Below are 11,709 nucleotides of genomic sequence, written 5' to 3' on the forward strand. Positions count from 1 at the left end.
GGGTCCGCGCCCTGGATCGACGTGACCGGCGGCGAGAGTTCCTGACTTCCGGCCCGTGGGGGCCGGTCACAGTGGCGGGACCGCGCCGGAATCGCACCGGACTTCCTCTACTTGCCGCCGTAATGGCTTCGGCAGTCCACCACGCCCCGCGAACACCCGTCAACTCACCCTTGACCTGCGTCGGGTCACTGTGCGAAGCACCACAAACACGGCACCCGAACACGGCACCACGAACACGGCACCAGGAGCATGGCGGCACACACAAAGCGGCCGGGCGGTCCGCAGGTGTGCTGCGGGCCGCCCGGCCGGTGGGTCCGGGATCGTGCGCGTCAGGCGACGATCAGGTAGATGCCGTACGCCACGGCCGCCGCGCAGAGCGCGAAGCAGGCGTAGGCGCCGGTGCGGGCCAGCGGGGCCGAGCCGCCGTTGGCCGTGGCCTCCTCCTGCTTGGAGAGGCCGGCGACGCCGAGGGTGAAGAAGCCCACGAGGGCGACGGTCACCACGAGGCTGACTCCGAAGACGGAGCCGAGAGCTGCCCAGTCGATCTTCATGTCCGTGCTTCCAGTTCCGTGAGATCCGTCAGACCGCGGCGGCGGGGGCGGCCGGAGCGGCCGGGTCCGCGGGGTTCGGGGCGGGGATGGTGGCCTTCAGGTCCTCGTCCGCGACGGCGGCGACGGAGCCGGCCGGCGGCGGGGTGACGGCCGCGATGGCGGTGGTCACGACGCCCGCGCTCTCGGCCTCGGCCGCGGTCTCGACGTCGTTGACGTTGGTGTGGTCGACGACCTGGCGGCGGGAGACGAGCCAGATGCCGACGCAGGAGGCGACCAGGAAGGCCGCGACGACGTAGACGCCCCACTGGCCCTGCCGGGCGACGAACTCGGCACCCGCGCCGACCAGGCCGGCGGCCGGCAGGGTCAGGCCCCAGGCGACGAACATGCGGGTGGCGGTCGACCAGCGGACGACGCCGCCCTTGCGGCCCAGGCCCGCGCCCATGACGGAGCCGGAGACGGCGTGCGTGGTGGAGAGGGAGAAGCCCAGGTGGGAGGAGGCCAGGATGACCGTCGCGGCGCTGGTCTGGGCGGCGAAGCCCTGCTGCGGCTGGAGGTCGGTGAGGCCCTTGCCCATGGTGCGGATGATGCGCCAGCCGCCGAGGAAGGTGCCGAGCGCGATGGCCGTACCGGCGGAGACGATGACCCAGGCCGGCGGGTTGGAGCCGGGGGCCAGGACGCCGCCGGCGACCAGGGCGAGGGTGATGATGCCCATGGTCTTCTGGGCGTCGTTGGTGCCGTGGGCGAGGGAGACGAGACCGGCGGAGGCGATCTGGCCGGCCCGGTAGCCCTTCTCCTGGGCCTTGCCGTTCTTGCCCTTGCCGATGACGTACGTCAGGCGGGTGCCGAGCGTCGCGGCGATGCCGGCGACGATCGGGGCGGCGACCGCCGGGATGAGGACCTTGGTGACGACGCTCTCGCCGTTGACGCCGCCGAAGCCGATCGAGGCGACGGTCGCGCCGATGAGGCCGCCCATCAGGGCGTGCGAGGAGCTGGACGGCAGTCCGACCAGCCAGGTCACCAGGTTCCAGAGGATCGCGCCGACGAGCGCGGCGAGGATGACTTCGGGCTGGATGCCCGTCTCGTTGACGAGCCCCTTGGAGATCGTCTTGGCGACCTCCACCGAGAGGAACGCGCCGACCAGGTTCAGCACGGCGGACATGGCCACCGCCGTCTTGGGCTTGAGTGCACCGGTCGAGATGGTCGTGGCCATCGCGTTGGCGGTGTCGTGGAAACCGTTCGTGAAATCGAACACTAGAGCTGTCACGACCACAATGGCGAGCAGCAGCGTGATGTGTTCCATTTACCCAGGCAATCGTTCGACGTCAGTGGCTCGTCGAACGTAAGCAACCTGGGTGAACGGAAGATGAACTGGGTCGGGCGCAGTGGTGTCCCGTTCCGGGGTCAGGGGATTCCGCTTACGGGTCCGGCGGGCGCGCTGTCCACGATGCGGTCACCGTGCAACCCCGGGTAAACCGTGCCGTTCCGGGCCTGACGCAACGCGCGTAGCTTCCGTCACCCCCGCGTCGTATCGCCCCGTGGGACCGCTGTGGCAACCGTCAGCCGCACGGAGGACCCGGCGGACGAGACCCATGTCACTCGAAGGAGCCCGGCGAGCCCCCGCCGGGTGGCAGGGCGCGGGCGGGCTGCCGACACTGGGACCGTGCGCCCCGTTACCGCGACGGCAGCGGCCGTCACCACCCTGCTCGGGCTCGGCGCGGCCGCCGTCGTGGCCGGCCGCTACGCCAGCGACGCCGCCCTCGGCGTGCCGTCCGGTCGCCCCTTCCCGGGCGAGCCCAGACTCACCGTGCACGGCACCGGCCCGGAGCGGATCAGCCTCACCCGCAGCCTCGCCGCGCTGCGCCCCGGCACGTACGGGATCGAGGCCGACGGGCTGCACGCCGTCGTCGGCCCCGTGCTCGACCGGGTCCCGCACACCGCCGACACCGTGGTGCGCCGGCTCGAACGGGTCGAGCTCGGCACGCTCGCCCCCGGCGTCCGGGTCCGGCTCACCCCGCAGCTGCACTGCGGCACCCCCGGGACCGCCCTCGGCCTGCCCTACGAGGACGTCGAGATCCCCGGCGAGCTCGGCAGCCTGCCCGCCTGGCTCGTGCCCGGGCCGCGCACCACCTGGGTGATCGCCCTGCACGGCCTCGGCACCACCCGCGAGCACGCGCTCAACCTGGTCCCCTTCCTGCACCGCCGGCGCGTCCCGGTCCTCGTCCCCGCCTACCGCGGCGACGCCGGCGCGCCCGAGGCCGCCGACGGGCTCGGGCACCTCGGCGACGCCGAGTGGCGTGACCTCGACGCCGCCATCCGCTACGCCGTACGGCGCGGCGCCACCGGCGTCGTCCTGCTCGGCTGGGGCACGGGCGCCGCCATGGCCCTGCACGCCGCCGAGAGCTCCGGCGTGCGCGACCGGATCCGCGGCCTCGTCCTCGACTCCCCGGTCCTCGACTGGGAGGCCACCCTGCGCAACCTGGCCGCCGCCCACCGCGTCCCCGCCCCGCTGATCCCGCTCGCCGTGCGCGCCGCCCAGGGCCGTACCGGGCACCACGGCGACCGCCTCCAGGAGGCCGCCGACCCGCACGGGCTGCGCGTGCCGACGCTGCTCTTCCACGGCCCGGACGACACCCTCGCCCCCTGGGACCGCTCGCGCCGGCTCGCCGAGCTCCGCCCCGAGCTCGTCACCCTCAGCACGGTCCGCGACGCCCCGCACGCCGCCATGTGGAACGCGGACCCGGTCCGCTACGAGGAGGCCCTGCGCCGCTTCCTGACCCCGCTGGTCTAGGGCCTGTCCCGACAAGCCGAGACCCGCTGGTCCACCGCGCCGCCGGGACCTCCGTACGCCCTCCGGCCCGGAATCCCGGGCCCGGGGACGGTCCTAACGGCGGCGTTGCGCATTCCGATTGGGCTTTCGGGCCGTCAACGGGAAGACTGCCCCCGTGACGTCTCGAAAGCCCGATGAACCATTGGCGCGCAACTCCAGACTCCGACTCGTCCGTCCGCGGCCGCTCGCCACCGCGCGCAAGGCCGTGACGACCCGGCGCACCCGCCCGGCGCCCCGGCCGCCCGAGGGGACCCCGCCCCGCGCGGAACTGGCCCTGCAGGCGCGGACGGTGCTCGCCGACGCGGTGCGGATCGCCCGCTGGGCCGCGGCCGGGCGGGCCGAGACGGCACTCCCCGCACTCCCCGACGCCGAACGGGCCGCCGCCGCACTGGACCTGACCCCCGGACAGGTCCAGGCCGGCTGGGACCGTGCCCGGCTCGCCGGGCTCGTCGAGCTGCACGGCGGCACCGCCCGACCCGGCTGGCGGCTGACGGCGTGGGACCGCGACGACTCCGCCGTGCTGCGCGGCTGGGTCGCCCTCTTCGACGCCTGGTCGCTCGCGCACCCGGAGCCCGGGGGCGTGGCGCCCGGCGCCGTCGCCGAGGTCGTCGAGGCCGTCCCCCAGGTGCTCTCACTGCTCCAGCTGTCCGCCGGGCCCGTCCCCGTGACCGGCCTGCTCGACCTGCTGCGCCAGCGCGTCGCCGAACTCCGCGAGGAGCGCTGCGAGGTGCCCGCCGCCGGCGCCGTGCCCGAGCCGGTCCCGGCCGCCGAGGGCCTGCCCGCGCTGCTCGACTGGGCCCTCGCGGGCCTCGCCGACGTCGGCGCCCTCACCCTCGGCGACGGCCCGGACGGCGGCCAGGCCACCCTCACCCCGCTCGGCAACTGGGCGGTCTGGGTCAAGCTGGAGCAGATCTGCGTCGCCGCCCAGAGCCCGGCCGGGAACATCGAGCAGTCCGCCGAGGACATGCTCCGCGGCTGCGCCCGGCTCACCCCCGGCCCGGCCCGCGACGAGTACCGCGCCTGGCTCGCCGCCCGCACGCTGTCCAGCGCCGTCGCCGAGCTGATCGCCGTCGCCCGCGGCGAGGACGCCCTGCTGCGCGGACTCGCCTTCGAGGCGCTGCGGGTCGTCGGCGCCCCGGCCGAGCCCGAGGTGCGCGCCGCCCTCGCGGAACCCTCCCTGCGCCCGTACGCGCTGCTCTGGCTCGCCGAGTACGAGGGCGCCGACCCGGACGAGGCCCCCGAGGTGCTCACCCGCGAGGAGGCCACCTGGCTGTGGGTGGACACCGCGGCCGCCGTCGCCGACCACGGCGAGAGCGACCTGCTCGTCCGCCACCTCGACTCCGCCGTCCAGGGCACCGTCCCCGCCCTGCTCGACGAGGTCCGCGCCGTCGGCCACCCCCGCACCGTCCAGGTCCTGGTCGCCCTCGCCGCCGCCCACCCCGACCCGGCCCTCGCCAAGGCGGTCCGCCGCGCCGCCTTCCAGGTCCACACGGGCGGGGCCTGACGGGCCCTGCGGCGTGGCCTACCCGGCGTCGCCGGGGGCGTACGTCCCGAAGCTCCAGACGTTGCCCTCGGCGTCCCGGGCCATGTAGTCCCGGGCGCCGTAGTCCTGGTCGGTCGGCGGCATCACGATCTCCGTGCCGGCCGCGACCGCCCGTTCGTGGTGCGCGTCCACGTCGGCGACGCGGACGTACACCCCGACCGGGCCCGCGTCCGCCATCGCCCTGTCGAAGGCGCTGCCGGTGCCCCTGCTGCCGAGCATCACCGTCCCGTTGCCGTAGGACAGCTCGGCGTGCATCACCCGGCCGTCCTCGTCCTCGAACACGGCGTCCGCGGTGAAGCCGAACGCCTCGGTGAGCCGGGCGACGGCCGCCTTCGCGTCCTTGTAGAGCAGGGTCGGGCAGATGTCGGGTGCGTCCGTCATCGTGATCGTTTCCTTTCCGTTCGGGGCTCCGCGTCACCGGAAGGTGTCGCAGCGCGCCATGTCGCCGGTGCTGTAGCCCGTGGAGAACCACTGCTGCCGTTGGGCCGCCGAGCCGTGCGTCCAGCTCTCCGGCGACACCCGGCCCTGGAAGCGCTCCTGGATCCGGTCGTCGCCGACCGCCGCCGCGGCGTCCAGGCCGTCGCGGATGTCCTCTTCGGTGAGCCGGGTGAGCAGCGGCCGGCCGGTCCGGTCGTCGGGCGTGGTCGTCGCGTGCCGCGCCCACACCCCCGCGTAGCAGTCGGCCTGGAGCTCCACCCTGACCGCGCCGGAGTCCGCGCCGGTCCGGCCGTCCTGGGCGCGGGCCAGGGTGCCCATCAGGTCCTGCACGTGGTGGCCGTACTCGTGCGCCACCACGTACGCCTGCGCGAAGGGTCCGCCCGTCGCACCGAACCTGGTGCGCAGCTCGTCGAAGAAGCCCAGGTCCAGATAGACCTGCCGGTCGCCCGGGCAGTAGAAGGGGCCGACCGCCGAGTTCGCCGTGCCGCACGCGGTCGGGACCTGGCGGCTGAACACGACGGTGGAGGCGCTCCCGTACCGCGCGCCGCGCCGCGCGTACTCGCTCCGCCAGAAGTCCTGCACGCTGTTGACGACCGCCACGATCCGGCAGTCCTCGCGGGTGTTGGCGTCCGAGCCCTTCTTGCAGGTCTGGGCGACCTGGGAGGCCGGCGACGAGGCCGCGCCCGGCTCGTCACCGCCGTCGGAGAGCCCCAGCTGTTCGGGCCCCACACCGAAGAACAGGCCCAGGACGAGCGCCACGAAACCGATGATCCCGCCGCCGATGGTGGCCCCGCCGCCGGGAATACGCCCACCCCGGACGTCCTTGACCTCCGAGGTGTCCAGATCGGCGTCGTCGTCGAACTGCATGCCACCGCCCTCCGCCCGCCCGCCGCGTTTCTGCCGAGTATCAGCGGATCCGCCGGACTGCACCCCTTTTATGGGGCATGTGAGGTATGTCGCGTGGCCGAAAAGCAGTTGCAAGTGCCCGTTAGACTTGCCGCATGGCCATTCTCCCCGTGCATTAGCGGCGTCGAAGCTCCGCCCAGCCGCCCTTCCGCCGTTTCCCACCGCCCTGGAGTCTGTCCGTGATCACCGCTTCCGGCATCGAGCTGCGCGCCGGCGCCCGCGTCCTCATCGAGTCCGCTTCCTTCCGCGTCGCCAAGGGCGACCGCATCGGCCTCGTCGGCCGCAACGGAGCGGGCAAGACCACCCTCACCAAGTGCCTCGCGGGCGAGGGGCAGCCCGCCGGCGGCACCATCAGCCGCTCCGGCGAGGTCGGCTACCTCCCGCAGGACCCACGCACCGGCGACCTCGACGTCCTCGCCCGCGACCGGATCCTGTCGGCCCGCGGCCTCGACGTGCTGATCCGCAAGATGCGGCAGAACGAGGAGCGCATCGCCACCGGCAGCGGCGCCACCCGCGAGAAGGCCCTGCGGCAGTACGAGCGCCAGGAGACCGAGTTCCTCACCAAGGGCGGTTACGCGGCCGAGGCCGAGGCGTCCACCATCGCCGCCGCCCTCGGGCTGCCCGACCGGGTGCTCGGCCAGCCGCTGCACACCCTCTCCGGTGGTCAGCGCCGCCGCATCGAGCTCGCCCGCATCCTCTTCTCGGACGCCGACACCCTGCTCCTCGACGAGCCGACGAACCACCTCGACGCCGACTCGATCGTCTGGCTGCGCGACTACCTGAAGACGTACCGCGGCGGCTTCATCGTCATCTCCCACGACGTGGACCTCGTCGAGACCGTGGTGAACAAGGTGTTCTACCTGGACGCCAACCGCTCCACGATCGACGTCTACAACATGGGCTGGAAGCTCTACCAGCAGCAGCGCGAGGCCGACGAGAAGCGTCGCAAGCGCGAGCGCCAGAACGCCGAGAAGAAGGCCGCCGCGCTCAACTCGCAGGCCGACAAGATGCGCGCCAAGGCCACCAAGACCGTCGCCGCGCAGAACATGGCCAAGCGCGCCGAGCGCCTGCTGTCCGGCCTGGAGGCCGTCCGGGTCTCCGACAAGGTCGCCAAGCTGCGCTTCCCGGAGCCCGCGCCCTGCGGCAAGACCCCGCTCACGGCGGAGGGCCTGTCCAAGTCGTACGGCTCCCTCGAGATCTTCACCGATGTGAACCTGGCCATCGACAAGGGCTCCCGGGTCGTCATCCTCGGCCTCAACGGCGCCGGCAAGACGACGCTGCTCCGGCTGCTCGGCGGCGTCGAGCAGCCCGACACCGGCGAGGTCACCCCCGGCCACGGCCTCAAGCTCGGCTACTACGCCCAGGAGCACGAGACCCTCGACCCGGAGCGCTCGGTCCTGGAGAACATGCGCTCCGCCGCGCCCGACCTCGACCTCGTCGAGGTGCGCAAGGTGCTCGGCTCCTTCCTCTTCTCCGGTGACGACGTCGACAAGCCGGCCGGCGTGCTCTCCGGCGGCGAGAAGACCCGGCTCGCGCTCGCGACCCTGGTCGTCTCCTCGGCGAACGTGCTGCTCCTCGACGAGCCCACCAACAACCTGGACCCGGCCAGCCGCGAGGAGATCCTGGGCGCGCTGCGCACGTACAAGGGCGCGGTCGTGCTGGTCACCCACGACGAGGGCGCGGTCGAGGCGCTCGACCCGGAGCGGATCATCCTGCTGCCCGACGGTGTCGAGGACCTGTGGGGCGCCGACTACGCGGACCTGGTCGCCCTGGCCTGACCCACTGGACCCGGTGGGGATCATGCCGGGCTGGATCATTCGGCTCATGGGTGATCCATCATCTGAGTGAGTGCGTCTCATACCCCCTGCGCGGGCCCTGCGGAATCCTTCCGCCAGGGCCCGCGCGGCGTTTTCCCGTAGGGCGCGCCGCTGACCTGGTACTTCCCGGCCGGAACGGCTTCCGGGCGATCCGCGAGCCCGTCGGAATGATCAATTCCGGTCGTGACGGTGTGTGCCGCCCGGCGCAAGCGAATGGCACGGACCTTGTCGAATGGGTGGCCAGGACGCACGGGAGGGGTGATCATGAGAAGTCCAGAGCGCACTTCCCATGAGGAGGCACGGGTGGCCGAGACTCTGAAGAAGGGCAGCCGGGTGACCGGCGCCGCGCGCGACAAGCTCGCGGCAGACCTGAAGAAGAAGTACGACTCCGGTGCGAGCATCCGGGCGCTGGCCGAGGAAACCGGCCGCTCCTACGGATTCGTCCACCGGATGCTCAGCGAGTCCGGAGTCACGCTGCGCGGACGCGGCGGAGCGACACGGGGCAAGAAGGCGGCCTCGGCCTGACATCGGGGCGGCTCGACCGGTCCACCGGGTCTCTCGGTGGCCACCCGGTCGGCCGTGCGGTCGACCGGGTGGTTACTGTGCAGTCACTTAGCATCGGATGCAGTGACGGATGCAGTGCTGCACCGTAACCGGGAGGCGCCCCATGACTACGCTCGACGACTCCGAGCACACTGAGCTCGTTTTCGACAAGGACGGTGTACGGCTCACCGTCGAGGACGCCGTTGCCACGGTGACCCTGACCAACCCGGCGAAGCGCAACGCCCAGTCTCCCGCTCTGTGGCGGGCGTTGACGGAAGCGGGGCGGTCGCTGCCGGGCAGCGTGCGGATCGTGGTCCTGCGCGGCGAGGGCAAGTCCTTCTCCGCCGGCCTCGACCGGCAGGCGTTCACGCCCGAGGGCTTCGACGGAGAGCCGTCCTTCATCGACCTGGCGCGCGGCGGCGACGAGGACCTCGACGCGACCATCGCCGAGTACCAGGAGGCGTTCACCTGGTGGCGCCGCAGCGACATCGTGTCGATCGCGGCCGTCCAGGGCCACGCCATCGGGGCCGGCTTCCAGCTGGCCCTGGCGTGTGACCTGAGGGTCGTCGCCGACGACGTGCAGTTCGCGATGCGCGAGACCAGCCTGGGGCTCGTCCCGGACCTGACCGGGACGCACCCGCTCGTCTCGCTGGTCGGCTACGCCCGCGCGCTGGAGATCTGCGCGACCGGGCGCTTCGTCCACGCCGAGGAGGCCGAGCGCATCGGCCTCGCCAACATCGCCGTGCCGGTGGCCGAACTCGACGCCGCCGTACGGGACCTGAGCGCCGCCCTGCTCGCCGCGCCGCGCTCCGCGACGATCGAGACCAAGGCGCTGCTCCAGGGCGTCTCCGGGCGTTCGTACGAGGAGCAGCGCGTCGCCGAGCGCGCGGCGCAGGCGCGCCGGCTGCGCGACCTGGCGGGCCTGGGCGACTGACCCGGGCCCGGCGCGGACCCGGGCGCGGGCCGGGTTCGGCTCCGCTCGGCTGCACGCCCTGGCGGGCCTGGGCGACTGACCTGGGCCCGACGCGGCTCGGCTCCGCGCGGCTCACCTCAGCTCGGAGACCACCACCGTGACCGTCGTCGCCCCAGGGGCGGCGGCGGTCACGGCCGTACGGGCCGCCCGCGCCACGTCGAGGGCGCGACGGCCCGCCGTCACCGCCACCTCGATGCGGAGCCCGCCCCCCGGACCGTGCTGGAGCGCCGGGCCGAAGGCGTCCGTGAGCGCGGCCACGCCCGGGACCGCGAGGGCGGCGAGCGCGGCCGGGTCGTCGGGTGCCGGGGGCGAGGTTCGCCCGGACGGCGCAGTGTCGGCCGTCGGCCCGGGAGGCTCGTCGAGCAGCTCCGTCACCCGCAGGTCCACCTCGGTCACGGCGAGGCCGAGCGTCCGCTCCGCCACGTCGAGGAGCGCGACCCGCAGTCTCGCCGCCAGCTGCGGCAGCGGGCGGCCCCCCGTCGCCGCGAAGTCCAGCGTGAGGCGCAGATCCCCGGGCGGCAGCCCGCCCGGCGGTACCGGGAAGGGCGAATCCGCCGCCTCGCCCACGAGCCGGAAGCGCGGCCGGTCCGGCACCACGCCCCGCACCTCCCGCGCCGCCTCCGTCAGCACCGCCTGTACCGCCCGCTCCGCGATCCACACACCGTCCGTCGCGTCGCCGAGCGGCAGCAGCCGTTCCGTCACGCGCCACATCTCAGCCGTCGTCATTGCTCCAGCCTGCCGCATTCCCGGCGCGAGACCGGGCAAGCGCCCTTAGTGTGAGCGAAAGAGGGGAAATGGTGACGGAAGGGACAGGCGGCTATGACTGAGAGCACGCGCACCGACCAGAAGACCCAGACCCCGGTGATCAAGCGCGGCGGTGGCGACCCCGCCACCCGCGGGCGCACCACGATCGCCGACGGGGTCGTCGAGAAGATCGCCGGACTCGCCGCGCGGGACGTCGTCGGCGTCCACGCGATGGGCAGTGGCCTCTCCCGCACCCTCGGCGCCATGCGGGACCGCGTCCCCGGCGGGGGCAAGGCGACGTCCGTCACCCGCGGGGTGAAGGCCGAGGTCGGCGAGGTGCAGACCGCGCTCGACCTGGAGATCGTCGTCGAGTACGGCGTCTCCATCGCCGATGTCGCGGGCGCAGTCCGGGAGAACGTCATCGCCGCCGTCGAGCGGATGACCAGCCTGGAGGTCGTCGAGGTGAACATCGCCGTCAGCGACGTCAAGGTGCCGGACGAGGAGGAAGAGGAGCCGGAGTCGAGGCTCCAGTAGCCGGGCCCGGACGGCCGGCGTACGCGGAAAGCGCGAGCGGAAAGGCAAGGGCTCAGCATGAGCATGGCTGCGGTCGGCCTGGTGGCCGGCATGGCGCTGGGGTTCGCCGGATACTTCGGCGGCTTCGGCGCGTTTCTCCTGGTCGCGGCACTGGGCGCGATCGGCTTCGTGGTCGGCCGGTTCGCCGACGGGGACCTGGAACCCGGCGACCTCTTCCGGGGCCGCGAGCGCGGCGAGCGGCGGCGGTGACCCCGGGTGCCGGCACTGGTCAACGAGCCGGTCGGGGCGGCCGCCCGGGGCGCCACCACGATCGCCGACCGGGTCGTCGCGAAGATCGCCGCCCGGGCGGCGCGCGAGGCGATCGACGCCGTCCCCAAGGACGGCTCGCCGCCGCACGCCTCGGTGGTCGTCCACCGTGACATCGCGCATGTCTCGGTGAGCCTCGAACTCGACTACCCCACCGACATCGGCCGCCAGTGCGGTGCCGTCCGCGGCCGTGTCCGCCACCGTGTGGAGACCCTGGCCGGCATCGCGGTCCACGAGGTCGACGTGCACGTGGAGCGCCTCCACTCCGCGCACACCGCGCACGGCCACAAACGGGAGCGGTTGAAATGACCGAGCCACACGAACCGTCCGCCGAGCGGGGCCCCGTGCCCGGCTCGGACGCCGGCCGAGAACCGGGCCCGCACAGCGGACCGGAGCCGGGCGCCCCGCCCGGGACGGGCCGCGGGCCCGAACGCGGTCCCGAACCCGGTCCCGAACCCGGTGGCGCAAGCGCGCCGGGTGCCGACGGCACCCGGCCCGGCTCAGGCCCCGGCCCTGGCCCTGGCGCC

13 protein-coding genes and 1 riboswitch are annotated in these 11,709 nt (G+C 73.6%); of the genes, 8 read left to right on the forward strand and 5 right to left on the reverse strand.

Translation table 11 applies throughout. The features are described from left to right. Positions 1 to 26: 26 nt before the first annotated feature. A riboswitch (adenosylcobalamin (AdoCbl) riboswitch) is annotated at positions 27 to 120 on the reverse strand. A 209-nt stretch (positions 121 to 329) separates the two neighbouring features. Further along, a complete protein-coding gene (locus tag ACWEV0_RS15045) occupies positions 330 to 551 on the reverse strand; it encodes a hypothetical protein (protein WP_453149712.1) in 222 nt (73 codons plus the stop codon). Positions 552 to 579: 28 nt separating this feature from the next. Further along, positions 580 to 1,851: an anion permease gene (locus ACWEV0_RS15050; RefSeq protein WP_453149713.1), complete on the reverse strand. Its 1,272-nt coding sequence runs from the start codon at positions 1,849 to 1,851 to the stop codon at positions 580 to 582. A gap of 360 nt (positions 1,852 to 2,211) precedes the next feature. On the opposite strand from ACWEV0_RS15050, the gene ACWEV0_RS15055 reads away from it, so the two are divergent. Beyond that, positions 2,212 to 3,339: an alpha/beta hydrolase gene (locus ACWEV0_RS15055; protein WP_453149714.1), complete on the forward strand. Its 1,128-nt coding sequence runs from the start codon at positions 2,212 to 2,214 to the stop codon at positions 3,337 to 3,339. Between the two features lie 154 nt (positions 3,340 to 3,493). Next, positions 3,494 to 4,882 (forward strand): hypothetical protein, encoded by a 1,389-nt coding sequence (locus tag ACWEV0_RS15060; protein ID WP_453149715.1) that lies wholly within the window; start codon positions 3,494 to 3,496, stop codon positions 4,880 to 4,882. 18 nt (positions 4,883 to 4,900) lie between these two features. On the opposite strand, the gene ACWEV0_RS15065 is transcribed toward ACWEV0_RS15060, so the two are convergent. Then, the gene (locus tag ACWEV0_RS15065; protein WP_453149716.1) at positions 4,901 to 5,302 is read right to left on the reverse strand and encodes a VOC family protein; all 402 of its coding nucleotides are present in this window, start codon (positions 5,300 to 5,302) and stop codon (positions 4,901 to 4,903) included. Positions 5,303 to 5,335: 33 nt separating this feature from the next. After that, on the reverse strand, positions 5,336 to 6,226 hold the full coding sequence (ypfJ, locus tag ACWEV0_RS15070; protein WP_453149717.1) for a KPN_02809 family neutral zinc metallopeptidase: 891 nt from the start codon (positions 6,224 to 6,226) through the stop codon (positions 5,336 to 5,338). Between the two features lie 218 nt (positions 6,227 to 6,444). Between ypfJ and ACWEV0_RS15075 the strand changes: the two genes are divergently transcribed. The 3 genes from ACWEV0_RS15075 to ACWEV0_RS15085 all read left to right on the forward strand — a co-directional run bounded on the left by ACWEV0_RS15075 (position 6,445) and on the right by ACWEV0_RS15085 (position 9,559). Beyond that, on the forward strand, positions 6,445 to 8,043 hold the full coding sequence (locus ACWEV0_RS15075) for an ABC-F family ATP-binding cassette domain-containing protein (RefSeq protein ID WP_453149718.1): 1,599 nt from the start codon (positions 6,445 to 6,447) through the stop codon (positions 8,041 to 8,043). Positions 8,044 to 8,385: 342 nt separating this feature from the next. Next, entirely contained in the window at positions 8,386 to 8,607 is a 222-nt protein-coding gene (locus ACWEV0_RS15080; protein ID WP_006123601.1) for a helix-turn-helix domain-containing protein, read from the forward strand. Between the two features lie 142 nt (positions 8,608 to 8,749). Beyond that, the gene (locus tag ACWEV0_RS15085; protein ID WP_453149719.1) at positions 8,750 to 9,559 is read left to right on the forward strand and encodes an enoyl-CoA hydratase/isomerase family protein; all 810 of its coding nucleotides are present in this window, start codon (positions 8,750 to 8,752) and stop codon (positions 9,557 to 9,559) included. 111 nt (positions 9,560 to 9,670) lie between these two features. On the opposite strand, the gene ACWEV0_RS15090 is transcribed toward ACWEV0_RS15085, so the two are convergent. Then, a complete protein-coding gene (locus ACWEV0_RS15090) occupies positions 9,671 to 10,324 on the reverse strand; it encodes a hypothetical protein (protein WP_453149720.1) in 654 nt (217 codons plus the stop codon). 93 nt (positions 10,325 to 10,417) lie between these two features. Here ACWEV0_RS15090 and ACWEV0_RS15095 point away from each other — a divergent pair, with 93 nt between their 5' ends. From ACWEV0_RS15095 to ACWEV0_RS15105, 3 genes are read left to right on the forward strand one after another with little or no spacing between them, the layout of a single operon-like run. Next, a complete protein-coding gene (locus ACWEV0_RS15095) occupies positions 10,418 to 10,876 on the forward strand; it encodes an Asp23/Gls24 family envelope stress response protein (protein ID WP_453149721.1) in 459 nt (152 codons plus the stop codon). Positions 10,877 to 10,933: 57 nt separating this feature from the next. After that, on the forward strand, positions 10,934 to 11,125 hold the full coding sequence (locus ACWEV0_RS15100) for a hypothetical protein (RefSeq protein ID WP_453149722.1): 192 nt from the start codon (positions 10,934 to 10,936) through the stop codon (positions 11,123 to 11,125). Positions 11,126 to 11,131: 6 nt separating this feature from the next. Continuing rightward, positions 11,132 to 11,491, forward strand: a complete 360-nt coding sequence (locus ACWEV0_RS15105; RefSeq protein ID WP_453149723.1) for a hypothetical protein — start codon at positions 11,132 to 11,134, stop codon at positions 11,489 to 11,491. Positions 11,492 to 11,709: the final 218 nt, after the last annotated feature.

The organism is Streptomyces sp. NPDC003943, from assembly GCF_053605265.1.